The organism is Mycobacterium malmoense (assembly GCF_019645855.1).
Classification (GTDB): Bacteria; Actinomycetota; Actinomycetes; order Mycobacteriales; family Mycobacteriaceae; genus Mycobacterium; species Mycobacterium malmoense.
This window is the reverse complement of record NZ_CP080999.1, coordinates 5,063,317-5,088,205: the sequence shown is the minus strand read 5'-3', so window position 1 is coordinate 5,088,205 and position 24,889 is coordinate 5,063,317. Positions and strand designations below refer to the sequence as shown.

The 24,889-nt window shown below is 67.6% G+C and carries 24 protein-coding genes, 1 tRNA gene and 1 other RNA gene; 15 read left to right on the top strand and 11 right to left on the bottom strand.

The features are described 5' to 3' along the window. The first annotated feature begins 218 nt into the window (after positions 1-218). Positions 219-1,421, top strand: coding sequence for a cytochrome P450 (locus K3U93_RS23585; protein WP_083010104.1), 1,203 nt, complete (start codon positions 219-221; stop codon positions 1,419-1,421). 6 nt (positions 1,422-1,427) lie between these two features. On the opposite strand, the gene K3U93_RS23580 is transcribed toward K3U93_RS23585, so the two are convergent. Next, positions 1,428-1,991: a TetR/AcrR family transcriptional regulator gene (locus tag K3U93_RS23580; protein WP_071512950.1), complete on the bottom strand. Its 564-nt coding sequence runs from the start codon at positions 1,989-1,991 to the stop codon at positions 1,428-1,430. Positions 1,992-2,110: 119 nt separating this feature from the next. On the opposite strand from K3U93_RS23580, the gene K3U93_RS23575 reads away from it, so the two are divergent. Beyond that, complete coding sequence (locus tag K3U93_RS23575; protein ID WP_071512951.1) at positions 2,111-2,551, top strand: PPOX class F420-dependent oxidoreductase; 441 nt, start codon at positions 2,111-2,113, stop codon at positions 2,549-2,551. 39 nt (positions 2,552-2,590) lie between these two features. Here K3U93_RS23575 and K3U93_RS23570 read toward each other — a convergent pair whose 3' ends face one another. Continuing rightward, positions 2,591-3,295, bottom strand: a complete 705-nt coding sequence (locus tag K3U93_RS23570; protein ID WP_083010105.1) for a cutinase family protein — start codon at positions 3,293-3,295, stop codon at positions 2,591-2,593. 124 nt (positions 3,296-3,419) lie between these two features. Between K3U93_RS23570 and K3U93_RS23565 the strand changes: the two genes are divergently transcribed. Both K3U93_RS23565 and lipL read left to right on the top strand, forming a co-directional pair. After that, the gene (locus K3U93_RS23565) at positions 3,420-3,572 is read left to right on the top strand and encodes a hypothetical protein (RefSeq protein ID WP_176219923.1); all 153 of its coding nucleotides are present in this window, start codon (positions 3,420-3,422) and stop codon (positions 3,570-3,572) included. Between the two features lie 155 nt (positions 3,573-3,727). Further along, the gene (gene lipL / locus K3U93_RS23560; protein ID WP_083010106.1) at positions 3,728-5,017 is read left to right on the top strand and encodes an esterase/beta-lactamase LipL; all 1,290 of its coding nucleotides are present in this window, start codon (positions 3,728-3,730) and stop codon (positions 5,015-5,017) included. Positions 5,018-5,024: 7 nt separating this feature from the next. On the opposite strand, the gene K3U93_RS23555 is transcribed toward lipL, so the two are convergent. After that, on the bottom strand, positions 5,025-6,083 hold the full coding sequence (locus K3U93_RS23555; RefSeq protein ID WP_083010107.1) for an NAD(P)H-dependent amine dehydrogenase family protein: 1,059 nt from the start codon (positions 6,081-6,083) through the stop codon (positions 5,025-5,027). A 122-nt stretch (positions 6,084-6,205) separates the two neighbouring features. Here K3U93_RS23555 and K3U93_RS23550 point away from each other — a divergent pair, with 122 nt between their 5' ends. Then, on the top strand, positions 6,206-6,583 hold the full coding sequence (locus tag K3U93_RS23550; protein ID WP_083010108.1) for a hypothetical protein: 378 nt from the start codon (positions 6,206-6,208) through the stop codon (positions 6,581-6,583). A gap of 1 nt (position 6,584) precedes the next feature. Here the strand turns inward: K3U93_RS23550 and lucA are convergent, their stop codons facing one another. Then, on the bottom strand, positions 6,585-7,364 hold the full coding sequence (gene lucA / locus K3U93_RS23545; RefSeq protein ID WP_083010109.1) for a lipid uptake coordinator LucA: 780 nt from the start codon (positions 7,362-7,364) through the stop codon (positions 6,585-6,587). A gap of 91 nt (positions 7,365-7,455) precedes the next feature. Further along, positions 7,456-7,544, bottom strand: a tRNA-Ser gene (locus K3U93_RS23540). 76 nt (positions 7,545-7,620) lie between these two features. Here K3U93_RS23540 and ffs point away from each other — a divergent pair. The 3 genes from ffs to K3U93_RS23525 all read left to right on the top strand — a co-directional run bounded on the left by ffs (position 7,621) and on the right by K3U93_RS23525 (position 11,132). Then, positions 7,621-7,715, top strand: an RNA gene (ffs, locus tag K3U93_RS23535) — signal recognition particle sRNA small type. 110 nt (positions 7,716-7,825) lie between these two features. Continuing rightward, entirely contained in the window at positions 7,826-9,121 is a 1,296-nt protein-coding gene (locus tag K3U93_RS23530) for an aspartate aminotransferase type Ic (protein WP_139796852.1), read from the top strand. A gap of 199 nt (positions 9,122-9,320) precedes the next feature. Further along, complete coding sequence (locus tag K3U93_RS23525; RefSeq protein WP_071512958.1) at positions 9,321-11,132, top strand: DNA polymerase III subunits gamma/tau; 1,812 nt, start codon at positions 9,321-9,323, stop codon at positions 11,130-11,132. A gap of 10 nt (positions 11,133-11,142) precedes the next feature. Here K3U93_RS23525 and K3U93_RS23520 read toward each other — a convergent pair whose 3' ends face one another. Both K3U93_RS23520 and K3U93_RS23515 read right to left on the bottom strand, forming a co-directional pair. Beyond that, complete coding sequence (locus tag K3U93_RS23520) at positions 11,143-12,459, bottom strand: class I SAM-dependent methyltransferase (RefSeq protein ID WP_083010110.1); 1,317 nt, start codon at positions 12,457-12,459, stop codon at positions 11,143-11,145. Then, the gene (locus K3U93_RS23515; protein WP_071512960.1) at positions 12,456-13,865 is read right to left on the bottom strand and encodes an FAD-binding oxidoreductase; all 1,410 of its coding nucleotides are present in this window, start codon (positions 13,863-13,865) and stop codon (positions 12,456-12,458) included. Before K3U93_RS23515 ends, K3U93_RS23520 begins: the two co-directional genes overlap by 4 nt. Before the next feature lie 72 nt (positions 13,866-13,937). Here K3U93_RS23515 and K3U93_RS23510 point away from each other — a divergent pair, with 72 nt between their 5' ends. Then, positions 13,938-14,375 (top strand): SRPBCC family protein, encoded by a 438-nt coding sequence (locus K3U93_RS23510; RefSeq protein ID WP_071512961.1) that lies wholly within the window; start codon positions 13,938-13,940, stop codon positions 14,373-14,375. Here the strand turns inward: K3U93_RS23510 and K3U93_RS23505 are convergent. Further along, positions 14,372-15,145, bottom strand: a complete 774-nt coding sequence (locus K3U93_RS23505) for an Rv3717 family N-acetylmuramoyl-L-alanine amidase (RefSeq protein WP_217808414.1) — start codon at positions 15,143-15,145, stop codon at positions 14,372-14,374. The genes K3U93_RS23510 and K3U93_RS23505 overlap by 4 nt on opposite strands. A 98-nt stretch (positions 15,146-15,243) precedes the next feature. On the opposite strand from K3U93_RS23505, the gene K3U93_RS23500 reads away from it, so the two are divergent. From K3U93_RS23500 to K3U93_RS23490, 3 genes are all read left to right on the top strand, one after another. Next, positions 15,244-15,606, top strand: a complete 363-nt coding sequence (locus tag K3U93_RS23500) for a YbaB/EbfC family nucleoid-associated protein (RefSeq protein ID WP_071512962.1) — start codon at positions 15,244-15,246, stop codon at positions 15,604-15,606. Positions 15,607-15,617: 11 nt separating this feature from the next. Next, positions 15,618-16,229 carry a recombination mediator RecR gene (recR, locus tag K3U93_RS23495; protein ID WP_071512963.1) on the top strand — a complete coding sequence of 204 codons (612 nt, stop codon included), beginning with the start codon at positions 15,618-15,620 and terminating at the stop codon, positions 16,227-16,229. Positions 16,230-16,328: 99 nt separating this feature from the next. Next, positions 16,329-17,159 (top strand): hypothetical protein, encoded by an 831-nt coding sequence (locus K3U93_RS23490; protein WP_083010111.1) that lies wholly within the window; start codon positions 16,329-16,331, stop codon positions 17,157-17,159. Here K3U93_RS23490 and K3U93_RS23485 read toward each other — a convergent pair. Next, positions 17,156-17,872 (bottom strand): type 1 glutamine amidotransferase, encoded by a 717-nt coding sequence (locus K3U93_RS23485; protein WP_083010112.1) that lies wholly within the window; start codon positions 17,870-17,872, stop codon positions 17,156-17,158. The two genes, K3U93_RS23490 and K3U93_RS23485, sit on opposite strands and share 4 nt — an antisense overlap. Continuing rightward, positions 17,865-19,094 (bottom strand): Mur ligase family protein, encoded by a 1,230-nt coding sequence (locus K3U93_RS23480; protein WP_083010113.1) that lies wholly within the window; start codon positions 19,092-19,094, stop codon positions 17,865-17,867. The genes K3U93_RS23485 and K3U93_RS23480 overlap by 8 nt, the downstream gene beginning before the upstream one ends. Positions 19,095-19,342: 248 nt before the next feature. On the opposite strand from K3U93_RS23480, the gene K3U93_RS23475 reads away from it, so the two are divergent. After that, positions 19,343-20,332: a DEDDh family exonuclease gene (locus tag K3U93_RS23475; protein ID WP_083010114.1), complete on the top strand. Its 990-nt coding sequence runs from the start codon at positions 19,343-19,345 to the stop codon at positions 20,330-20,332. Positions 20,333-20,344: 12 nt separating this feature from the next. On the opposite strand, the gene leuA is transcribed toward K3U93_RS23475, so the two are convergent. Beyond that, the gene (gene leuA / locus K3U93_RS23470) at positions 20,345-22,267 is read right to left on the bottom strand and encodes a 2-isopropylmalate synthase (RefSeq protein WP_083010115.1); all 1,923 of its coding nucleotides are present in this window, start codon (positions 22,265-22,267) and stop codon (positions 20,345-20,347) included. Between the two features lie 285 nt (positions 22,268-22,552). Here leuA and K3U93_RS23465 point away from each other — a divergent pair, with 285 nt between their 5' ends. Further along, positions 22,553-23,818, top strand: coding sequence for an aspartate kinase (locus tag K3U93_RS23465; protein ID WP_071512969.1), 1,266 nt, complete (start codon positions 22,553-22,555; stop codon positions 23,816-23,818). After that, a complete protein-coding gene (locus tag K3U93_RS23460; protein WP_083010116.1) occupies positions 23,819-24,865 on the top strand; it encodes an aspartate-semialdehyde dehydrogenase in 1,047 nt (348 codons plus the stop codon). The last annotated feature ends 24 nt before the right edge of the window (positions 24,866-24,889 follow it).

The following is a 24,889-nucleotide window of genomic DNA, read 5'->3' as shown; positions in this document are numbered from 1 at the left end:
ATGCGGGTTTGGCCACATTCTTAACGAAGCCTTCACACCCGTGTGACCAATCTTCACGGATCCGGGACGCAACCGCGCTGAGCCCTTGACGGGCCCGCAGGCGTGCTGTTAGACATGGCGTGCGCCACAAAATTGGGCGATCGCCCAAAATGCTGGTGGGTGAAGGTGGCAATGGGCCGGATGGAGGCCGGCGGCTGTCTTAAGTAAGGGAAGCATCGATGACTCTCGCAAACGACACGGACGTCTACTACGACCCCTACGACGTCGGCATCATTGCCGACCCGTATCCGGTCTACGCGCGGCTGCGCGAGGAGGCGCCGATCTACTACAACGAGCGCTACGACTTCTGGGCGCTATCAAGGCATTCCGACGTCGAACAGGCCTTGGCCAACTGGGAGGTCTTCTCCAACCGGCGCAGCGACATCCTCGAGTTGATCCAGTCGAAATTCGACATGCCCGGCGGTGTCATGATGTTCCAGGATCCGCCCGAGCACTCGATGCTGCGCGGCCTGATGTCACGCGTGTTCACGCCGCGCCGGATGGCGGCGCTCGAAGACCAGATCCGGCGGTACTGCATCCGGTGTCTGGATCCGCTCGTCGGGTCCGCGGGCTTCGACATCATTGCCGAGCTCGCGTCCATGATGCCGATGCGAGTGATCGGGATGTTGCTGGGAATCCCTGAGTCCGAACAGGTCTCGGTTCGCGACGCCAACGACGCCAACCTGCGCACCAAGCCGGGTGCGCCGCTGCGGGTCGCCGACGCCGACTCCATCGCCGACGGCCGGATCTACGCCGACTACGTCGAGTGGCGGTCCAGGAACCCGTCCGACGACCTGATGACGACGCTGCTCAACGTCGAGTTCGACGACGAGCGCGGGGTGCGCAGAAAGCTGACCCGCAAGGAGGTGCTGCACTACACGCAGGTGGTGGCCGGCGCGGGCAACGAGACGACCGGCCGGCTGATCGGCTGGCTGGCCAAGGTGCTCGCGGAGCACCCCGACCAGCGTCGCGAGGTCTGCGAGGATCGCTCCCTGCTGAACCGCGCCGTCGACGAGACGCTGCGGTTCGAGCCCACGGGACCCCACGTCGCGCGTTGGATGGCAAAGGATTTCGAGTGCTACGGGACGACCGTTCCGGCCGGCAGTGCCATGCTGCTGCTGTTCGGTGCCGCGAATCGTGATCACCGCCGCTACCCCGATCCGGACACGTTCGACATCCATCGCGACAACATCTCGCACCTCACCTTCGGGAAGGGCCTGCACTACTGCCTCGGCGCGAACCTGGCACGCCTGGAGGGCCGCGTCGCGCTGGACGAGATGCTCAACCGCTGGCCCGAATGGGACATCGATTACGACACAGCACGATTGGCGTCGACGTCTACGGTCCGCGGTTGGGAACGGCTTCGGGTCGTGCTGCCCTGAATGGGGCTAAATCGGCATCTCAAAGCGGTCGAGGAGGCGGTTGACCAGCGCGACGGCCTCGGCGTGGCCGCCCGTGGTGCCCAGCGCCTCCTCCAAAATGAGGGTGCGGCCGATCGCGGCGATGACGAGCGCGAGGCCCGCCGGCGGGAATTCGCTTGTGTCTAGCCCGTGTTCGCGGGCGATGAAGCTCAGCGCGGCGATCTGCATCTCGCGCCACCGTTCCTGCCAGGCCGAGATCTCGGCCCGGATCTCCTTGCGATGGTTGGCAAGCCCCATGAACTCCAGCAGCAGTCGGGTGTCCTTGGGCTCGATCAGGGTGTCCCAGAACGCGTGCAAGGGTCGGTCAGAGGTCAACGCTTGCCGCTGACGCTCCAGGTAGGCGGCGGCGCCACGGCGGAAGACGTCCAGATACAACTCGTCCATGGTGGGGAAGTAGTAGTGCACCAAGGCCGGTTTGACGCCGGCTTTGGCCGCTACCCGGCGCGACGTGGCCGCGGCGTAACCCTCCTCCACCATGATCTGAGCCGTCGCGTCGATCAGCAGGTCGCGAGTGGTGGAGTCCCTGGCCATCAAGGGACCCTAAATTGGGCGGTCGCCAAGAATCAACAACACCGATCCCCGGCGACCATGGCCAATCGACGCCGACGCGGCCACGATGAAAGGGTCCCAGCTATAAATAAGGAACAAGCGTGGCTCTCAGCTTCCAGGACGTCATTAAGTCCAAGTATCTGCTGTTGACGACCTTTACCAAGGACGGCCGGCCGAAACCGACACCCATCTGGGGCGTGCCCGACGGCGGCAAGCTCCTGGTCATCACCGACGACGGGTCGTGGAAAGTCAGGCGGATCAACAACACGCCCCGGGTGATGATCGCCAGGAGCGGATCGTTGGGCAGGCCCAAGAGCGAACCGGTTGAAGCGGTCGCCCGGGTGCTGCCGAAGTCGGAGACGCGGCGGGTCTACAACGCCGTGCTCAGGCGGTATTGGTATCACTCCTGGTGGTTCTATGCGCACTCGATCGTGCGCGGCGGCATCGACAAGGTGCACGTCGGCCTGGAGATCGAACCCACGGCGTCGGGCGATCACGAGAATGCAACTGGCAACACGTTTCCCGAGAAGGGCCGTCGGTAGTTGCATTTTCGAGGCCGGGGACCCGCGCCGGCGATGGCCCTACAGGTGACCCGCGGCGTAGTTCGCGGCCTGGTCCGTCATTCCGTTCGCCGCATACGAGACGTGCGCGGCGGGGCTGCCGCCGTCGCCGCACACCGGATCGCCGGCAGCGCACAACTCGAGGGTCCTGGCCTGATACAACGGGCCGATGGCAATCGGCGGCGCGTTGTACTGGCCGAGAAATTGGTTCGAAGGTGTGCCGAAGAGAGCGACCGCGGCGACATGGTTTGCGATGTCGGGCGGCATCGGCGACGGCACCGCTGCGGCGGGCACCCCCGGCGGCACGGCCGCCGAGGTGACGTAACCGGCCACGGCCGCGCCCTGGGAGTATCCGCCGAGCACTTCTCTGGTCCTCGGGCAGTTCGCGGCCATCGACTCGATGTGAGAGCTCGCGTCGCGAATCCCGTCGATGACGGTCGCGGGGAAATCGGGATTGCTGAAGTCGCCGCTGGCCTGGTAATTGACCGGATACACGCCGAGCGACCGGCCGCCGATCTGCGAGCGCAACGCGTCGACGAAGGATTCGCCGATGCCGCCGAGCCCGGGTGGCTCGCCGGTGCCGCGGGCGAACACCACCTCGACGTCCGGGCAGGGATCGGCCGACACCGCGGGAACCGGCCCGCTCGACGCGGCAAAGGTGACCATCACCGCCGCTCCGACTGCCGTCGCGAGCCGCCGCACTCGTTTTCCGATCAATGTGACCATCCGATCAGTGCCCATTGGTCCGGTGGTTACCTCCTGAAGGCGTCCTTCGCCTTCTCGCCGGCCCTTGGCTACCCGGCACCGGGCGATCCTGAAACCCGAGCGGCGATCCGCAATGATGAAGTTCATGAGCACCGCAATTGTGGTGGCGATCGTGGCGACGCTGATGCTGCTGGGCATCGGCATGGTGGTCAATCAGCTTCTTCGGCTCAGGAAGTGGTTGAACGACCCACCCCCGGACCAAGCGCCCGGCGAACAACCTCGCCAGCCCCCGGAATAATCCGCTGCTTTGCTGGCGCCGAATTTCGCACCGCCGTCGGCCCGTTTGTGTTCGCTGCTCTTCCTGCCTGATAGCTTCATTCCCGTGGTGGCACCGCGCCGCGGAGATGGCGCCTCGGCGATAACTGCGTCGGGGGCGCGAGGCGTCGCGGCACAGTGAAACGGTCGACCCTGCTGACAACCGGCGATGGCCTGCCACGCGGCGTGTCCGGGGCCGCCGACCCTCATTTCGCAAACGTCATCAAGCTGTTCTCGCGGCTGTTCCCGGGGCGCCGGTTCGGCGGGGGAGCGCTGTGCGTCTACATCGACGGCGTGCCCGTCGTCGATGTCTGGACGGGCTGGTCGGACCGGGCCGGCACCCAGCGCTGGACCGCCGACACCGGCACCATGGTGTTCTCGGCGACCAAGGGCGTCGCGTCGACGGTGATCCACCGGCTCGCCGACCGCGGCCTGTTGTCCTACGACGATCCCGTCGCCGAATATTGGCCCGAATTCGCGGTCAACGGAAAGGCCGACATCACCGTTCGCGACGTCTTGCGGCACCGATCCGGGTTGTCGCACCTGAGGGGCGTCACCAAGGCGGAGCTGATGGACCACCTCCTCATGGAGGAGCGCCTGGCCGCCGCGCCCGTCGATCATCTGCGGGGTGTGCAGGCGTATCACGCGCTGACCTACGGATGGCTGTTGTCCGGTCTGGCCCGGGCGGTGACGGGCAAAGGCATGCGTGAGCTGATCCGCCAGGAGGTCGCGCGTCCGCTCGACACCGACGGCCTGCACCTCGGCCGTCCGCCCGAAGGCGCGCCGACGAAGCCGGCGCAGATCCTGATCCCGCAGGGAAAACTGCGCGCCCCGGTGTTCAATTTCATCGCACCGAAACTGGCCGGCCTCCCGTTCTCGGGCGTCCTCGGGGCGATGTACTTCCCCGGCGTCATATCCCTGATCAAGGGGGATACCCCGTTCCTGGACGGCGAGGTCCCCGCGGCCAACGGCGTGGTGACCGGCCGCGGCCTGGCCAAGATGTACGCCGTGCTGGCCAACGACGGCCGCATCGACGGCAAGAAGTACCTGTCCGAGGAGTTGGTGCGCGGCCTGACGGGGCAGCAGCGACGCAAGTGGCCCGACGCAAACATGGTGGTGCCCATGCCTTTTCACCTTGGCTACCACGAATCGCCGGTTCCCGGCTTGCTCAACGGGTTCGGGCACGTCGGTCTGGGTGGAACCCTCGGATGGGCCGATCCCGAATCCGGCAGCTCCTTCGGGTTCATCCACAACCGGCTCCTGACGCCGCTGCTGTTCGATATGGGGTCGTTCGCGGGCCTGGCCGGTCCGCTGCGCAATGCCATCGAGGCCGCCCGTCACCAGGGTCCGCTCGAGGTGCCGCAGCTCGGCGCGGCCTACCCCAAACCCGCTCGGCGACAGGCGAAGGCGGCGTCGGGCGGGGGTTAGCCGAGGGTTAGCCGACCTTGGCGTGGCCGCGGGGAAGGGTGAGTGGCAGATCGGCGTACGTGACGATGCCCGGCGGCGCGGCGACGACGGCCGGGATCGCGTTGATCGTCGGCATGGCCGTCATGATGTGTCCGAGCGTCATGAAGTCGGCGATCGTTTCGGCCTGGAAATACGGTGGCGGCAGGAAGCCGACTTTGGTTGTTACGGTCGGCTGCCCGTCGATCTGGATGACCCAGCCGTCCTGGTCGATCTTCCAATCGGGCTCGAGCGTTTGCCCCTTGCGCCACCGGACGTTGAGGTCGATCAGGGTCTTGCCGCCGACCATGCCTCGCCAGCTCGCGTACACACCGGCGACGCATCCGGCGGCTATCGTCCAGGATCCGAGGTCGAGATCGGTTGTGGTCTGGGCGTATTCGGCCACACACCGCACCTCGTCGAGCTCGGCGCCCAGCGCGTCGGCCACCAACCGGACGGCCTCGCCGAAGATGGCCGTTCCCCGGGCGGTCATCGCGTGCAGGTCCGGGTGGTCGATCGGCCGGCCGAAGCCCACCGGCTGCTCGGTGGCCGGTGAGTCGTAGAACGTGGTGTCGGCGGCTTCGGTGACGGTGACCTTGTCGATCCGGTTGCACACCATCGCCGACACGATGGCCAACAGCTCGGCGAAGCCCGGGCTGACGCCGGAGCCGAACATTGTCGACCCGCCTTTTCGGCAGGCTTCGACGATCCGGTCGCGGCCATCGCCCAGGTTTTGTCCGGTGATGAAGGACGCCGTCGTCACCACGTTGACGCCGGCGGACAGGATCCGGACCAGCTCGTCGACGTCGATCCACATCGGGTTGTAGACGACGCAGTCCGGTTTGAGGGCCAGCAGCGCGTCGACGTCGTTGGTGGCCGTGACGCCCAGCGGCGGGGTGCCGGCCAGGTCGCCGGCGTCGCGGCCCACCTTGCTTGGTGACCACGCATAACACCCCACCAGTTCGAGCGCGGGATGGTCGGCGATGGATTGCAAGGAGCTTTTGCCGACATTCCCGGTGGTCCACTGGACGACGCGATAGTTGTTTGGCACTCGCTCAGCATAGGGAATCGCCGGGGCCCGGGCGACCCATAGCTCCCCCGGATCGCTCCCGATCCAATGTCTGTGCCGGCCCGGTAGGCTGCGTCGACACGGCCGGTGAAGGGAGACGCGCGATGGCAGGCGTGAAGTGGCTGGAAAGCCCTGAGGCCCATGACTTTCCGGCGGCGGCCGACTACCTCGCCCTGATCGCGGACGCCCGTACCGTCGCTAAGTTGACGGAAAAGTTGAAGGCCGGGACCGTCACGCACAAGAAGGCCAAGGACATCCTGCGGGCGGCGCAGCTGCGGCTGTTACCGGCTGACAATCCGCACGTCGCAGCGGACCTATCCAAGGTCAAGAAGGGGCAAGCGTTGTCGCCCATCCTGCTGGTGCGCGGCGACTTCACCAAGGGTGTTCCGCTGCAGATCGCCGACGGCTATCACCGGGTATGCGCGAGTTACCACACCGACGAGAACACCGACATCCCGGTCATCATCGTGCCGTCGAGCTGAGTCATTCGTCGAGCGCGACGCCGCCGCGGGTCCGCCTGCGCCGAAGCCGATGCGACCCCTTCCCGGTGGGGCGGCGATTGCGCAAGCCACCCTGGGACTCTTCGGTGTCGTCGGTGGACTCGGTCTCTTGCGCGGTCGGCTCATCCTCGGTGGCCGATTCGGGTTCTGCCTCAGGCTCGGCGGTTTCGGCGGCGGCGGGCTCTTCCGCCCGTTCCGGCGTTTCAGCGTCTTCCTCGTCTTCAGTGTCTCCAGCGACTTCAGTGTCTGCGGTGTCTTCAGCGTCCGCCTCGTCGCCCTTCTTGCGGCGAAGACGACGCTTCTTGGGTTTCTTGGCCTTGATCGGTTTCGGTGGTGGCGGAGGCAGCTCGGCGACAAACGACAAATAAAACGCGAAGAACCCGAGCACCGCGATCGCCGCGGCAGCGCCGTAAACCCCGAACAAATACTGTCCGGCCACGTCCAGGCTCAGCCAGATCTCGCTGGTCGCCGCGCCGATGATCAGCACCCCGGCCAGCACATGGGCCACGATCGACCAGACCCGGATCGACAGGGCCAGCTGCGGAGTGCCCAGCTCCGGCTTGCGGGTGCGCAACAGGGTGAACACCACCGGCAGCGCGGCCAGGCCCACCAAAGCGCCCGTCACGATCCGAAGCGCCGTCCCCAACGAATGCGTGGTGTCGCCCATCAGCTCAGGCCAGCGGGGCAACACGAAAAAGAAGTAGAGGACGCCGGCAGCGATCGAAAACGACGCGTGCCACGGTATGGCGACCTTGCGCCCCATACGCCTCCTCATGCTGGTCGGGCTCAGGCGAGCCTAAAGGTGACAACGCCGATTGCAAACCAATATCGTGCAAGTCCGCGTCGCGGACCGGTGGCGGAGGATGCGGGATTTGAACCCGCGAGGGCTGTTAACCCAACCCGCGTTCCAGGCGAGCGCCATAGGCCACTAGGCGAATCCTCCGTGGCCATGGTAGCTGAGCGCCCCGCGGCCGCCGCCAGTTGCTCGTCGGTTACTTCGCGCCAGGTATTACACTCTCGGTGGACCCCGCGCGGCGTCTATCCTGTGAACTCCCCCAGGGCCGGAAGGCAGCAAGGGTCAATGGGCTCTGTCGGGTGCGCGGGGTCCCCTAGGCTTGATGAGTGGCGACCCGCAGCACCCGGCTTCGCCGCGCTTGCGATCACCACCAGGCCGGGGCCATGCATGATCCCAACCCCCAGCGTTCGACAGCGAAAGGGCCAATGGTGTCGTTCGATTTCCTCAGCCCTGAAGAGCTGGTAGCCGTGCACGCACGCAACCAGCGGGAGTACGCGGAGCTGCAGGCTAAGAAGCTGGCTTTGGATCTGACCCGTGGCAAGCCGTCGGCGGAGCAACTCGACCTGTCCAACCAGCTGTTGAGCCTGCCCGGGGACGACTATCGCGACGATGAGGGGACGGACACCCGCAACTACGGCGGCCTGCACGGCCTGCCGGGGCTGCGGGCCATCTTCGGTGAATTGCTCGGCATCCCGGTGCAGAACCTGATCGCGGGTAACAATTCCAGCCTGGAGTTGATGCACGACCTGGTCGCCTTCTCGATGCTCTACGGCGGCGTTGACTCGCCGCGGCCTTGGATACAGGAGCGGGACGGCATTAAGTTCCTGTGCCCGGTCCCCGGCTATGACCGGCACTTCGCCATCACCGAGACGATGGGCGTCGAGATGATCCCGGTCCCGATGCTCGAAGACGGCCCGGACGTCGATCTGATCGAAGAGCTGGTCGCCGTCGACCCCGCAATCAAGGGGATGTGGGCGGTGCCGGTGTTCGGCAACCCCACCGGCGTCACCTACTCCTGGGAAACGACCCGCCGGCTCGTCCAGATGCGCACCGCGGCGCCCGACTTCCGGCTGTTCTGGGACAACGCGTACGCGGTGCACACCCTGACGCACGACTTCATCCGCCAGGTCGACGTGCTCGGGCTGGCGGCCGCGGCCGGCAACCCCAACCGGCCGTACGTCTTCGCGTCCACCTCCAAGATCACCTTCGCCGGCGCCGGTGTCAGCTTCTTCGGCGGATCGTTGGGCAACATCGCCTGGTATCTGCAATACGCCGGGAAGAAGTCGATCGGCCCGGACAAGGTCAACCAGCTGCGGCATCTGCGCTTCTTCGGCGACGCCGACGGGGTACTCCTGCACATGCTGCGCCACCAGCGGATCCTGGCGCCGAAGTTCGCGCTGGCGGCCGAAATCCTGGATCGGCGGCTGAGTGAATTCAAGATCGCGTCATGGACCGAGCCCAAGGGCGGCTACTTCATCAGCCTCGACGTGTTGCCCGGCACGGCGCGGCGGACCGTCGCCCTGGCCAAGGACGCCGGGATCGCGGTGACCGAGGCGGGCGCGTCGTTCCCCTACCGGAAGGACCCGGACGACAAGAACATCAGGATCGCGCCCACCTTTCCGTCGTTACCCGACCTGCGTGACGCGGTCGACGGGCTGGCGACCTGCGCGCTGCTGGCGGCTTCGGAGTCATTGCTCGTCTCCTCCGCATCGAGTGTGAGCTGATGGCGTCGAGTGTGCCCTGAGGGCGGACAATCGCGCGGGATCCAACCCCGGCCGCACACTCAAAGCCGTGGCCGCACACTCGATGCCACAGACGCACACTCGATGCAGCCGCGCTCTAGTCACCGCGCCTACTGTCCGACTCCTCAGCGGGACCTGCGGTGCCCGCATCGTCGTCGGACGGCGCCGGTAGCCTGCTGACGTGGCTCTCTACCGCAAGTATCGACCGGCAACCTTCGCCGAGGTGGTGGGGCAGGAACACGTCACCGAGCCGTTGTCGGTTGCCCTGGAAGCCGGCCGGATCAACCACGCGTACCTGTTCTCCGGGCCGCGCGGCTGCGGGAAGACCTCGTCGGCGCGCATCCTGGCCCGGTCGTTGAACTGCGCACAGGGACCGACGGCCAATCCGTGCGGGGTGTGCGACTCCTGCATAGCGTTGGCGCCCAACGCGCCCGGCAGCATCGACGTGGTGGAGCTCGACGCCGCCAGCCACGGTGGTGTCGACGACACCCGCGAGCTGCGGGACCGCGCGTTCTACGCTCCCGCGCAGTCGCGCTACCGGGTGTTCATCATCGACGAGGCGCACATGGTGACCACCGCGGGGTTCAACGCGCTGCTCAAGATCGTGGAGGAACCGCCCGAACACCTCATCTTCATCTTCGCCACCACCGAACCGGAGAAGGTGCTGCCGACCATTCGCTCGCGCACTCACCACTACCCGTTCCGGCTGCTGCCGCCGCGCACCATGCGCGCCCTGATCGGGCGGATCTGCGAGCAAGAGGGCGTCGTCGTCGACGACGCCGTGTACCCGCTGGTGATCCGCGCCGGCGGTGGTTCGCCGCGCGACACCCTTTCGGTGCTGGACCAGTTGGTGGCCGGAGCCGACGACAACCATGTCACCTATCAGCGGGCCTTGGGGCTGCTGGGCGCCACCGACGTCGCACTGATCGACGACGCCGTCGACGCCCTCGCCGCCGCCGATGCCGCCGCCTTGTTCGGTGCGGTCGAATCGGTGATCGACGCCGGCCATGACCCGCGGCGCTTCGCCATCGATCTGTTGGAACGATTCCGCGATCTCATTGTGCTGCAAGCGGTTCCGGATGCCGTGAGCCGCGGCGTGGTGGATGCACCGGAGGACGTGCTGGACCGGATGCGCGAGCAGGCGGCCCGGATCGGGCCGGCGACCCTGACCCGGTACGCCGAGGTGGTGCAGGCCGGGCTGGGCGAGATGCGCGGTGCGACGGCGCCGCGTCTGCTGCTCGAAGTGGTTTGCGCGCGACTGCTGCTGCCGTCGGCCAGTGACGCCGAGCCGGCGCTGCTACAGCGCGTCGAGCGGATCGAGACCCGGCTGGCCATGTCGATCCCCGGCCCCGATGCCCCCGCGCCCACGCCGCCGACCGCGCCGGCCGAACCGGCGGTCCAGCCGGCCCGGGCGCGCCGGGCGACCGCTGAGCCGGTCCCCAAGCCCGAGCCGAAACCCAAGCCGGTGCCCGATCCCGAGCCGGCGCCACCTTCGGCACCACCACCGGAACCCGAATCAGCTTCTGCCCCAGGTGAACTCAACGCGGCCGCGGTGCGCACTATGTGGCCGACGGTGCGCGACAAGGTGCGTCAGCGCAGCCGCACCACCGAGGTGATGCTTGCCGGCGCCACCGTCCGCGCAATAGAGGACAACACGCTGGTGCTGACCCATGCATCGGCGCCCCTGGCCAAGCGCCTCTCCGAACAGCGCAACGCCGACGTCATCGCCGAGGCGCTCAAAGACGCGCTGGGAGTCAACTGGCGGGTGCGATGTGAGGCCGGCGCGGCGTCGCCCGTCGCGTCGCCCGCCAGACAGGAGACGACGCCGGCGGACGAGCCCGCCGATGCGGATTCGGCCCAGCGAGACGAAGAGGAACACATGCTTGCCGAAGCCGGCCGCAGCGACCCGTCGGCACCGCGGCGCGACCCCGAGGAGGTCGCACTCGAGCTGCTGAAGAACGAGCTGGGTGCGCGCCGGATCGACGGCGGCTGAGGCGATCGCGCTAGGGCCGCCACCACGGTCGCAGCGGCAGGCCGTCGCCTTGCGCGTTGACCTTGGCCGCCAGCACGTGATGCAGCTGCAGGTTGTTCTGCTCGAAGGCCACCCGCGAGGCCGCCATGTACAGACCCCACACCTTGGCGGTCGCCAACCCGACCTCGGCGACCGCTTCGTCCCAGTGCTCGACCAGGTTGTGGCACCAGTCGCGCAGCGTCATCGCGTAGTGATACCGGAAGTTCTCCGCGTGCAGAACCTCGAAACCGGCGTCCTGGATGTCGGTGGTGATGCGACCCGAGCCGGTCAGCTCTCCATCCGGGAAGACGTAGCGGTCGGTAAATCCGCCCGCGAACGAGGTCGATGTGTTGTCGTGGCGGGTGATGCAGTGATTGAGCAACAGGCCGCCGGTGCGCAGCTTCGACTTGAGGAAGCCAAAGTAGGCGGGGTAGTTCTTGACGCCGATGTGCTCGGTCAGCCCGATGGAAGAAACCGCGTTGAATGCCGCCTCGCCCACGTCGCGGTAGTCGGAGTGCCGCACCTCGGCGAGGTCTGCGAGCCCTTCGTCCGCGATTGCCCGTTGCGCCCACTTCGCCTGCTCGGCCGACAGGGTGGCGCCGATCGCCCGGACGCCGCGCCGCGCCGCGTAGCGCACCATGCCTCCCCAGCCGCAGCCCACGTCGAGCAGCCGGTCACCCGGCTGTAGCCGCAACTTCTCGAAAATCAGCCGGTACTTGTTCTCCTGGGCCTCTTCCAGCGTCGCGTCGGTGTCCGGATAGACCGCGCAGGTGTAGGTCATCGACGGGCCGAGCACCCGCTCGTAGAAGGTGTTGGACACGTCGTAGTGGTGGTGGATGGCCTCGGCGTCACGGGCCTTGCTGTGCATGACGCCGGCAGCGACGCGGCGCCACCGGGGCCGCGCCTCCTGGGGCGGCGGCGCGACCGGCACCAACCGCTCCAACCCGATCGACCGCACGACAGTGGCCAGCACCCGGGCCGACGGCCGCTTGAACTGCACCCTGTCGGTCAGCGTCTTGAGCAACTCGTACGGGTCGCCGGGATGCACCCCGTAGGTCTGCAGGTCACCCGACACGTACGCGCGGGCAAGGCCGAGCTCACCGGGGGCCGTGGCCAGGTAGGTGGCGCCGCGGGGCGTCCGGAGATCCAGGCCCAGTACGGCGTCGTCGGGTCCGGCGGTGCTGCCGTCGTAGGCGGTGAACTTCAGCGGGTGCCTCCCGGTGGCGGCGAAGATCTCGAGAATCTCCGCCAGGCTCAGTTTGCCGCCGAAGATGGGGGTAGTGCCGTTGCGCTCTTTGGTCGTCGTCATCGCCGTTGCACCGCCTTTGCGTAGAGGTCGAGGAGACGCGAATCGGGATCGTAGGTTTTCTTGACCGTCTTGTAGGCCTCGCCGCCGTAGAGCTCGTCGAACTCCTCACGGGTATAGAAGGAGTCGGAGTACAGCGACTTGTGGCCGTCGAGCTCGCTCACCTTCGCCTCGATCGCCCGGTTGGTTGCGCCCGCTGGGCTTTTGGAGCCCTCGGTGGCGGCGGCCGGCACCGACGACCAGAAGCCGATGTTGACGTAGGTGTGGTCCGGCCGTATCGGATACAGCGGCCAGCCGTCGTGATCGCGCAGCCGCAGCGGGCACAGCCAGATCGGCGTGATGGGCACGTTGTCGAGAAACCACTCCAAGAATTCGCAGGTCCGTTCGACCGGCACCTCGACGTCCTGCACCACCCGCTCACGCAGAGGGCGGCCGTTACGCTTCTCGATCCGGTCGGCAATGCCGAAACGCCGGTCGAGGGCGACGAGCTTCCAGTAGACGCTGCTGCGGCGGTAGCGGCGCGGCCACCAGCGCCGCAGCCGCGGGTTCTGCGCGCCGAACGCGCGCGAGCACCAGAACCAGTCGGTGTCCCAGCGCCAGAAGTAGTCGTGAATCGTCAGCCGGTCGTCTTTGACGGGTTCCGCACCGGGAGAGTCGTGCTGAATTGACCGGTAGTAAATGTTTTTTCCGGTGTAGTCGCTGACCGGTCCCGGGGTTGTGGTGCGCCTGCCGACGCACAGATAGCTTTCGTCGGCGCTGAAAACCACGCCGTCCAAATAGTCCACGGGGGTGCCGCCCTGCCCGCCGGTGTCGATGATGCGTTCCATCGCCGCGACCATCTCGGGCAGCGAGCGGAATCGGATGTGCCGCAACGCCACAAACGGCGCGACGGGCTCCAGCTCGATCCGAAGCCGGGTTGAATATCCCAGTGTCCCATAGGAATTCGGAAAGGCGCGGAACAGGTCTGAGTGTTGGGTGCGGGATGTGGTGAGCAATTCCCCAGCGCCGGTGAGGATATCCATCTCCAGCACCGATTCGTGTGGCAGGCCGTTGCGGAACGACGCCGACTCGATGCCCAACCCGCTGACCGCACCGCCGAGGGTGATGGTCTTCAGCTGCGGGACCACCAGCGGCGAAAGGCCGTACGGCAGCGTCGCCGCCACCAGGTCCTCGTAGGTGCACATGCCGGCCACGTCGGCGGTCCGAGTTTCGGGATCGACACCGAGAACACCGGTCAGCCCCGAGGTGTCCAGGCCGCGCGCATCGCGTTTGGTGCGGGCGCGGAACAGATTTGAGGTGGGCTTGGCGAGCCGGACGGCGGACGTCGCGGGGATGGATCGATAACTCGCCATCAACCGGTCGACGCCCGCCGCGTGAGCCGAGAGTGCAGATCCAGGGACAGGCACCACATATACCCTAGTCTTCGTAAACAGCCCGTGCACCCCGCGCGCGGGCGACATCAAAACAGGAGTCGCACCCCTATGGGACAGGTGAGCGCAGCCAGCACGATCTTGGTCAACGCCGAGCCCGCGGCCACCCTTGCCGCGGTCGCGGACTATCAAACGGTGCGCCCGAAGATCCTGTCGCCGCAGTACAGCGAATACCAGGTGCTGCAAGGCGGGCAGGGGGCGGGCACGGTCGCCAAGTGGAAACTGCAGGCGACCAAATCAAGGGTCCGCGATGTGCAGGTCAACGTCGACGTGGCCGGCCACACCGTCATCGAGAAGGACGCGAACTCGTCCATGGTCACCAACTGGACGGTGGCTCCCGCGGGAGCCGGGTCCAGCGTCACGGTGAAGACCACCTGGAACGGCGCGGGCGGCGTCAAGGGTTTCTTCGAAAAGACCTTTGCGCCCTTGGGGCTGAAGAAGATTCAGGCCGAGGTCCTGGCCAACCTGAAGAAAGAACTGGAAGGCTAGCGCGCCTGGCCCTGGGTGGCCAGGAAACCCGCGACACCGCGAACCAGCGCGTCGGCGTATTTCTGCCTGCCGTCGGGGGATTCCATGAGCGCCGAATCCACGGGATTCTTCATGTTGCCGCACTCGACCAGGATCGACGGATACTGCGCCAGGTTCAGGCCGGCCAGGTCCGAGCGCCCATACAGGCCGTTTTGGCCGATGTAGTTGGCCGGCGGAATACCCGAGGCCTGCATCTGGTCACGCATGATTCGCGCGTACTGCACCGACGGTCCGGCCTGCGCCTGGTTGAGCGGCGGGGCCGAATAATTGACGTGGAATCCCCGCCCTGACGGCGGGCCGCCGTCGGCGTGGATGCTCAGGATCGCGTTGGGGCGCAACGAATTGGCCATGTTGGCGCGCGCATCGACACACGGCCCCAGCCCGGTGTCGTTGCCGCGTGACATGGCGGTGCGGACCCCCAGGGCGTTCAACGCGGCGCGGACCCGCAGCGCGGTATCCCAGGTGAACGTGTGCTCCTGATAGCCGGTGTTGGTCGCCGTCCCGCTGGCCTGGCAGTCCTTGGTGCCGCCGCGCCCGGTGGGCACCTGACGGCTGATGGAAGCGTCATTGGAGCCGTTGTGGCCGGGATCGATGAAAACGACCATGCCGGCGATATTGGAAGGGACCGCCTTCGCGATCGGGGGGGCCGTCGGCATGATTGCTGTCGAAGCAGCAACCAGAACGCCGACCAGCAGTTTGATTCCGACACGCCTGCTCACTCGTAGGTCCACGGCGCAAAGGTAACGTCGCGCGGTCTACGCTGAGTGTTTCGAATCGCCAGACACCCACAGGCGAAACCAACTCGAGACCAAGATGCGAGGGGATTGTCATGCAACCCGGAGGCGACATGTCGGCGCTGCTCGCCCAGGCGCAGCAGATGCAGCAAAAGCTACTGGAAGCCCAGCAACAGCTCGCGAACGCTGAGGTGCACGGTCAAGCCGGTGGGGGTTTGGTCAAGGTCGTCGTCAAGGGCAGCGGCGAGGTGGTCGCGGTGAAGATCGATCCCAAGGTCGTCGACCCCGGAGACATCGAGACCCTGCAGGACTTGATCGTCGGCGCCATGGGCGACGCTTCCAAGCAAGTCACCAAGATGGCGCAGGAACGGCTGGGGGCGCTGGCCGGTGGCATGGGCGCCCCGCCAGCCCAACCGCCGCCGCCGCCCTCGCCGCCGACCCAGATTCCGGGGCTCTGACCTGCACCGACATGTTTGAGGGGCCCGTCCAGGATCTGATCGACGAGCTCGGCAAGCTGCCGGGCATCGGACCCAAGAGCGCCCAGCGCATCGCTTTTCACCTGTTGTCGGTCGAGCCGCCGGATATCGACCGGCTGACCGCGGTGCTGGGCAAGGTCCGCGACGGCGTGCGGTTCTGTGCGGTGTGCGGCAACGTCTCCGACGACGAGCGCTGCAGAATTTGTTCTGATACACGTCGAGACGCATCTGTGGTCTGCGTGGTCGAGGAGCCCAAGGACGTCCAGGCCGTCGAGCGCACCCGTGAGTTCCGCGGCCGCTACCACGTCCTGGGCGGTGCGCTGGATCCGCTGTCCGGAGTCGGTCCCGATCAGCTGCGGATCCGCGAGCTGCTGAGCCGCATCGGCGAACGCGTCGACGACGTCGACATCGCCGAGGTGATCATCGCCACCGACCCCAACACCGAGGGGGAGGCGACCGCCACCTACCTGGTTCGGATGCTGCGTGACATCCCCGGCCTGACGGTGACGCGGATCGCGTCGGGCCTGCCGATGGGCGGCGACCTGGAGTTCGCCGACGAGCTGACGCTGGGCCGCGCGCTGACGGGCCGGCGCGTGCTGGCTTGATTTCGCCGAGCCTGTAATTTTGCAGGTCCCTACTTGGACTTCCTCTGCAGATTTACAGGCTCGGCGAATTGTCGGTCCCCGATGCGACCATTGCGGGCCATGGCGGTGGCGTTCATCGGTAGCGGGGATGTGACCCGGCATGAGTTGCGACGTTGGTACCGTCCCGTTTATCCGGGTGTGTACGCCCCGAAGGGCGACAGCTGTTCGTTGCGCGACCGGACCGTAGGTGCGTGGTTGTGGTCGCGGCGCAGGGCCGTGATCGCCGGCATCGCCGCATCCGCACTGCATGGCGCGCAATGGATCGACGACGACGTCCCGATCGAGCTGATCTGGGCCAACACCAGGCCGCCGCGGGGGCTCGTGGCTCGGGACGAGACACTGGGCGACGACGAGGTCACCCGCGTCGCCGGACTTCCTGTCACTACGCTGGCACGGACCGCGTACGACCTGGGCCGGCGCCTGCCGCGGGGGCAGGCCGTTGCCCGGCTCGACACGCTGATGCGCGCCACGCCGTTCTCGACGGAAGACGTGTTGCTGTTGGCCAAGCGGTACCCGGGCGCCCGCGGCCTGCGGCGGCTACGGACGGCGCTTCCGCTGGTCGACCCCGGCGCGGCGTCGCCCAAAGAGACCTGGCTGCGGCTCCTGTTGATCGACGCCGGGTTGCCGACGCCGGAAACACAGATACCGGTGAATGAGAACTGGCGGCCGGTTGGCGTGCTCGATATGGGTTGGGAGCGATTCAAGGTGGCGGCCGAGTATGACGGCGACCAACACCGCACCGACCGCCGCAGGTATGTCAAAGACCAGTGGCGGCTGCGGAAGCTCGCCGAGTTGGGCTGGATCGTCGTCCGGGTGATCGCCGAGGACAACCCCGACGAGATCGTCACCCGGGTGCGTGGCGCGCTGCGCGCCAGGGGCTGGCGGCCCTAGCGGGCCGCGAGTCGTTCGCGGCGCAACAATTCCACCTCGGGCATCGTCAGCGGCGCCAGCTCACCCACCACCTTGGTCAGCAGCAGATCGGCGAGCTCCGGGTTGCGGGCCAGGCACGGGCCGTGCATGTAGGTGGCGACGACGGCGCCCTGCACCGCGCCGTCGAAGCCATTGCCGGGGGGGTCGGCGCGGTTGCCCGCGCCCTTGACCACGGCGCCCAGCGGTGCCGCCGCGGGCCCCAGGACGGTGCCGCCGCGGTGATTTTCGAAACCGGTCAACGGCTGGGTCAAGCCGGCCAGCAGCGGCTTGCTGACCAGCTCGCCGATGGTGCGCTTATCTTGCGGCGACGTGATCGCATCCAGCATGCCGACGCCGTCGACCCGTTCCCCCGACGACGTCTCATACCAGTGCCCCAGCACCTGGACGGCCGCACAGATCGCGAGCACGGGCGCGCCTCGCTCCGCCGCGCGCTGCAGGCCCGGGTACCGAAGCAGGTGCCTGGTGGCCAGCCGCTGCGCGTAGTCCTCGGCGCCGCCCAGCGTGTACAGGTCCAACGACTCCGGCACCGGATCGGCCAGCGTGACCTCAACGATCTCGGCGGCGATCCCGCGCAGCCGCAACCGCTGGCGAAGCACCACGGCGTTGCCGCCGTCGCCGTAGGTGCCCATCACGTCGGGCAGCACCAGCCCGATCCGCACTGTCGAGTCAGCCATGGCGCGCCAACGCTCGCTGCAGCTGAAGGAACGCGGTGTAGTTGGCGACGACCTCCACTCGCCCAGGCGGGCACGACGCGATGGCGGCCACGGTGTCGTGCACCAGGGTGTGCTCGACGCCCGCATACCCGAGGCGCACCGCCAGGTCGGTGCCGCGTTCGCCGGCGGCGACGACCGCCGTGTGCTCGAAGTGTTCGAACCGCACGTCCCACAGCCACGACAGGTCTTCGCCGTCGGGCACCTGTCCGTTGACCGAGATGACCACCCCGGCCGCGCGCTTGTCCACCATCGACAGCGCCTCCTGCCAGCCGGCCGGGTTCTTGGCCAGCAGGACCCGCGCCTCGTGCGCGCCGATCCGGACCGTGCGGTAGCGTCCGGCGACCTCGTCGACCCTGGAGACCGCCGCCACCGCTTTCAAAGGATCCGCGCCCAGCGCGACGGCGGCGGCGACGGCCTGAGCGGCGTTGCCGCGGTTCACCGCGCCGGGCAGCGCCAACCGCATCGGCAGGGCCAGCCCGTCGGGGCCGTACAGAGTCTCACCGTCGAACCACCACTGCGGGCTGGGGCGCTTGAAGTCGGCGCCGGTGGAGTACCAATGCCCCTTATCGCGGACGATGACCTCGCCGCTGCGCGGGCAGCTGACCGAGTCGTTGGCCCACGCGCCGCCCGCGGCCACCCACACCACGTTCGGGCTGTCGTAGGCGGCCGACGTCATGAGCACGTCGTCGCAGTTGGCGATGACGACCGCCTTCGGGTGCCGGGCCAGGCCGGCCCGCAGCGTGCGTTCGATGACGTTGATCTCGCCGACCCGGTCGAGCTGGTCGCGCGACAGGTTGAGCAGCACGACGACGGCGGCATCGACCGCGTCTAAAACATGCGGCACGTGCATCTCGTCGACCTCCAGCGCCGTCAGCTCGGCACCCCGGTCGGCGGCCAGCGCGGCCACCAAACCGGCGTCCATGTTGGCGCCCTCGGCGTTGGTTGCGACTGCGCCCAGCGTGCACAGCGCGGCCGCGGTCATGCGGGTGGTCGTCGACTTGCCGTTGGTGCCGGTGACGACGACGGTGCGCCGTCCCGCCCCGAGCTGACGCAGGATCGAGCGGTCCAGGGTCATCGCGACCAGGCCGCCGATCATCGCTCCGGCCCCGCGCCCGGTCACCCGCGACGCCCAGCGTGCGCTCGCCCCCGCGGCCAGGGCCAGACGTGCGCGGGTGGTAACCACCCGCGCAGTTTAGGGCGATCGCGAGCGCGGCGCTTTGCGCCGGGCGTGGCGGGTCGCCCTGGTGGGGGTTAGGGCGATCGCGAGCGCGGCGCTTTGTGCCGGGCGTGGCGGGTCGCCCTGGTGGGGGTTAGGGCGATCGCGAGCGCGGCGCTTTGTGCCGGGCGTGGCGGGTCGCCCTCATCGACTTAACGGCCGACACGAATGCGCAGCGACCCCGTGATGTCGGTCAGACGTGCCATCCTCAAGCCATGAGCCACACCTGGGGTCGACCGGCCCGCGAGCTGGACGGGGGCTGGGCCGTCATCGATGTCGAGACCTCGGGCTTTCGGCCGGGGCAGGCGCGGATCATCAGCCTTGCGGTGCTCGGCCTCGCCGCCGACGGGCAAGTGGAGCAGTCCGTCGTCAGCCTGCTCAACCCGGGGGTGGACCCCGGTCCCACCCACGTGCACGGCCTGACCGCCGCGATGCTCGAAGACCAGCCGGAGTTCGTCGACATCGTCGGTGACGTGGTCAAGGTGCTGAGTGGCCGCACACTGGTCGCGCACAACGTCGCGTTCGACTACGCGTTTCTGGCCGCGGAAGCCGAGCTCGCCGACGCCGAACTTCCCGTCGACACCGTCATGTGCACGGTCGAGCTGGCCCGGCGGCTGGACCTCGGGATCGACAATTTGCGGCTGGAGACGCTGGCCTCGCACTGGGGCGTGACTCAGGAACGGCCGCACGACGCCTTCGACGACGCGCGGGTGTTGACCGGGGTGCTGGCGTCGGCGCTCGAGCTGGCGCGCGAACGCGACGTCTGGCTGCCGATACATCCGGTGACCCGGCGCCGGTGGCCGAACGGCCGGGTGACCCACGACGAGCTTCGGCCGCTGAAGGTGTTGGCGTCGCGGATGCCGTGCCCGTATTTCAATCCGGGCCGGTACGTCGCCGGCAGGCCGCTGGTGCAGGGCATGCGGGTCGCGTTGGCCGCCGAGGTGGCACGGACCCACGAGGAGCTCGTCGAGCGGATCCTGCACGCCGGGCTGGCCTACAGCGACGTGGTCGACCGTGAGACCTCGCTGGTGGTCTGCAATGAAGCCACCCCCGAGTACGGCAAAGGCTATCTGGCCCGGCAATTGGGAGTGCCGTTGGTTTCCGACGCGCAGTTCATGGACTGCGTTGGTGCCGTCGTCGGCGGCACCGGCATGGAGGAATTCACCAGCGTCGGCGCGGTTGAGGACCAGCTCGCGCTGTTCTGATCGTCCGCGCCCCTAATTTCGGGAAGCGCGGTTGACTGCCGAGACCACGGCCCGCAGCGACGCGGTGGTGATCGACGGAGCGATACCCACGCCCCACACGGTTCGTCTCGGGGCATCCGCGTGTCGACCCGCTTCGCCCGGCTGTGCCGCGCTCGCGATCGCCACGGTGTTGTCTGCGTGTCGACCCGCTTCGCCCGGCTGTGCCGCGCTCGCGATCGCCACGGAAGCCTCGACATACGCCGCCGCCTGGGCATCGTCGCCGGCGCTCATCGCGTGCTCCGAGTAATCCAGGACGGCTATGTCGAACCCGACTTTGCCCAGCGCGTGGACGAATGCGGCCAGCGGACCGTTGCCGATACCGCTGATCTCGGTCTCCTCGCCGTTGATCTTGACGGTCGCGGCGACGCTGGTGCTGCCGCCGTCATCCTCGGAGGCCTCGACCCGCTGCTTTATCCGCTCCAGCGGCCACACCGGGGCGAGGTATTCCTCGGAGAACGCGTCCCACATTTCCTTCGGCGAGACCTCGCCGCCCTCGCCGGCAGTGCCCTCCGCGATCTTTTGGATCACCTGGGAAAACTCGATCTGCAGCCGTCGCGGCAGGGCCAGGCCGTGGTCGGCCTTCATGATGTAGGCCACCCCGCCCTTGCCGGACTGCGAGTTGACCCGGATCACCGCCTCGTAGGTGCGCCCGACGTCCTTGGGGTCGATGGGCAGATACGGCACCTGCCAGAGCATGTCGTCGATGTCGACATCTGCGGCGTCCGCATCCAGCTTCATCTGGTCAAGGCCCTTGTTGATGGCGTCCTGATGGCTGCCGGAGAACGCGGTGTAGACCAGGTCACCTCCGTAGGGGTGACGCTCGTGTACCGGCAGCTGGTTGCAGTACTCGACCGTGCGGCGGATCTCGTCGATGTTGGAGAAGTCGATCTGCGGGTCCACGCCGCGGGAGAACAGGTTCAGCCCCAGCGTCACCAGGCAGACGTTCCCCGTCCGTTCTCCGTTGCCGAACAGGCAGCCCTCGATCCGGTCGGCACCCGCCTGATAGCCCAATTCGGCTGCGGCGACGGCGGTTCCGCGGTCGTTGTGCGGATGCAGGCTCAGGATGACGGACTCCCGGTTTGCCAGATTGCGGCTCATCCACTCGATGGAGTCGGCGTAGACGTTGGGCGTGGCCATCTCCACGGTGGCGGGCAGGTTGAAGATGATCGGGTTGTCCGGCGTCGGTCGGATCACCGCGCCGACGGCGTCGCAGACCTGCTTGGCGTATTCCAGCTCGGTGCCGGTGTAAGACTCCGGCGAGTATTCGAACCGCCACCGCGTGCCCGGATGCTTGGCGGCCTCCTCGACGCACTTGCGCGCGCCCTGAACGGCGATCTCCCGCACGGCGGTCCGGTCGGCGCGAAAGACCACGCGGCGCTGCAGGATCGACGTCGAGTTGTAGAAGTGCACGATGGCCCGCGGCGCGCCCTCGCATGCCTCGAAGGTGCGCTCGATCAGCTCGTCGCGGCACTGGGTCAGCACCTGGATCGTGACGTCGTCGGGAATGGCGTTCTGCTCGATGATCTCGCGGACGAAGTCGAAGTCGGTCTGGCTGGCCGACGGGAATCCGACCTCGATCTCCTTGTAGCCCATGCACACCAGCAGCTCGAACATGCGGCGCTTGCGTGCCGGGCTCATCGGGTCGATCAGCGCCTGGTTTCCGTCGCGCAGATCCACGGCGCACCACAGCGGCGCGCGGGTGATGACGCGGTCGGGCCAGCTGCGGTCGGGAAGCCGGATGGGCTCGACTTCCTCGCCGAACGGCCGGTACCGGCTGACCGGCATCGACGACCCGCGCTGGGGATTCCACGTGGGTTGGTCGGGCGCGGCCGGGCCGGCGGGTTTGACGACGGTACGGGCCGAACTGTAGGCGTCGGGGGAATCAGGATTGGTCACGGTAGTTGCTCCGGGGTATCAGAAGGAACCTCAGACCGGCGCATCGCGAACACCCGCGACGGGAAGCCGGTCTGGATCAGACCCCGTCGCGGCGTCCGAGGAGGAGCACCCGCTGCACGCGGTGAACTCTACCGCCAGCAGCCCCGAGGCCAAAACCGCGAACGTGCGTGTTTGTACGGCGACACGCCGCGTGAGGTGTACAACTGCGCACGCTCGCGCCAAAAAAACCGAGATGCACCGGCACGTATTCTGTTGTGGACCTAACCGCAGTGGGGAAGAGAAACAGTGGCGCTCGTCGTGCAAAAGTACGGCGGATCCTCGGTGGCCGACGCCGATCGGATCCGCCGCGTGGCTGAGCGCATCGTCGCGACCAAGAAGCAGGGCAACGACGTCGTCGTGGTGGTGTCGGCGATGGGTGACACCACCGACGACCTGCTGGACCTGGCCCAGCAGGTCTGCCCGGCCCCGCCGCCGCGGGAACTCGACATGCTGCTGACCGCCGGCGAGCGCATCTCCAACGCCCTGGTGGCCATGGCGATCGAATCGCTGGGCGCACAGGCCCGCTCGTTCACCGGCTCGCAGGCCGGGGTGATCACCACCGGCACCCACGGCAACGCGAAGATCATCGAAGTCACGCCCGGGCGGCTGCAAACCGCGCTCGACGAGGGGCGCATCGTGCTGGTCGCCGGATTCCAGGGCGTCAGCCAGGACACCCGAGACGTCACCACGCTGGGCCGCGGTGGCTCGGACACCACGGCGGTCGCGTTGGCGGCCGCGCTCGGCGCCGACGTCTGCGAGATCTACACCGACGTGGACGGCATCTTCAGCGCGGACCCGAGGATCGTGCACAACGCCCGCAGGTTGGACGCGGTGACCTTCGAGGAGATGCTCGAGATGGCGGCCTGCGGCGCCAAGGTACTCATGCTGCGGTGCGTGGAATACGCTCGCCGCTACAACATTCCGGTGCACGTCCGGTCGTCGTACTCGGATAAGCCGGGCACCCTCGTAACCGGATCGATCAAGGACAAACCCATGGAAGACCCCATCCTCACCGGAGTCGCACACGACCGCAGCGAGGCCAAGGTGACCATCGTCGGGCTGCCCGACATCCCGGGCTATGCTGCCAAGGTCTTCCGGGCCGTCGCCGACGCCGACGTGAACATCGACATGGTGCTGCAGAACGTCTCCAAGGTCGAGGACGGCAGGACCGACATCACCTTCACCTGTTCCCGCGACAGCGGGCCCACCGCGGTGGAGAAGCTGGACTCGCTGAAGGACGAAATCGGGTTCACCCAGCTGCTCTACGACGACCACATCGGCAAGGTGTCGCTGGTGGGGGCGGGCATGCGCAGCCATCCCGGAGTCACCGCGACCTTCTGCGAGGCGCTGGCGGCCGTGGGCGTCAACATCGAGCTGATCTCCACCTCCGAGATCCGCATCTCGGTGCTGTGCCGCGACACCGAACTGGACAAGGCGGTCGTCGCGCTGCACGAGGCGTTCGGGCTCGGCGGCGAGGAGTCGGCGACGGTGTATGCGGGGACGGGCCGGTAGATGGTCGCGATCGGCGTCGTGGGTGCCACCGGTCAGGTGGGCCAGGTGATGCGCACGCTGCTCGACGAGCGGGACTTCCCGGCGACCACGGTGCGGTTTTTCGCGTCGGCCCGCTCGCAGGGCCGCAAGCTCGCGTTCCGCGGCCAGGAGATCGAGGTCGAAGACGCCGCGACGGCGGACCCGACCGGGCTGGACATCGCGTTGTTCTCCGCCGGCGCGGCGATGTCGCGGGTGCAGGCGCCGCGGTTTGCCGCGGCCGGAGTCACGGTGATCGACAACTCCTCGGCGTGGCGCAAGGACCCGGACGTGCCGTTGGTGGTCTCCGAGGTGAACTTCTCACGCGACGCGCATCGCCGGCCCAAGGGCATCATCGCCAACCCGAACTGCACCACCATGGCCGCGATGCCGGTGCTCAAGGTGCTGCACGACGAGGCTCAACTGGTGCGTCTGGTGGTGTCGAGCTATCAAGCGGTGTCCGGCAGCGGCCTGGCCGGTGTCGAGGAGTTGGCCACCCAGGCGCGTGCGGTGGTCGGCGAGGCCGAGCGGCTGGTGCACGACGGCGGCGCGGTCGAGTTCCCGGCCCCCAAGACTTATGTGGCGCCGATCGCGTTCAACGTGGTGCCGCTGGCCGGATCGCTGGTGGACGACGATTCCGGGGAGACCGACGAGGATCAGAAGCTGCGCTTCGAGAGCCGCAAGATCCTCGGCATCCCCGACCTGCGGGTCAGCGGCACCTGTGTGCGGGTTCCGGTGTTCACCGGGCACTCGCTGTCCATCAACGCCGAATTCGCCCAGCCGCTCTCGCCCGAGCGGGCCCGTGACCTGCTCGAGGGCGCACCGGGTGTCAAGCTGGTCGATGTGCCCACGCCGCTGGCGGCCGCCGGTGTCGACGAATCGCTGGTCGGGCGCATCCGGCACGACCCGGGGGTGCCCGATGGGCGAGGCCTGGCGCTGTTCGTCTCGGGCGACAACCTGCGCAAGGGAGCGGCGCTCAACACCATCCAGATCGCCGAGCTGTTGGCCGCCGAAATACGCCCAGCATTGTGATCCGCGGGTGAGTTCCGGTCACAC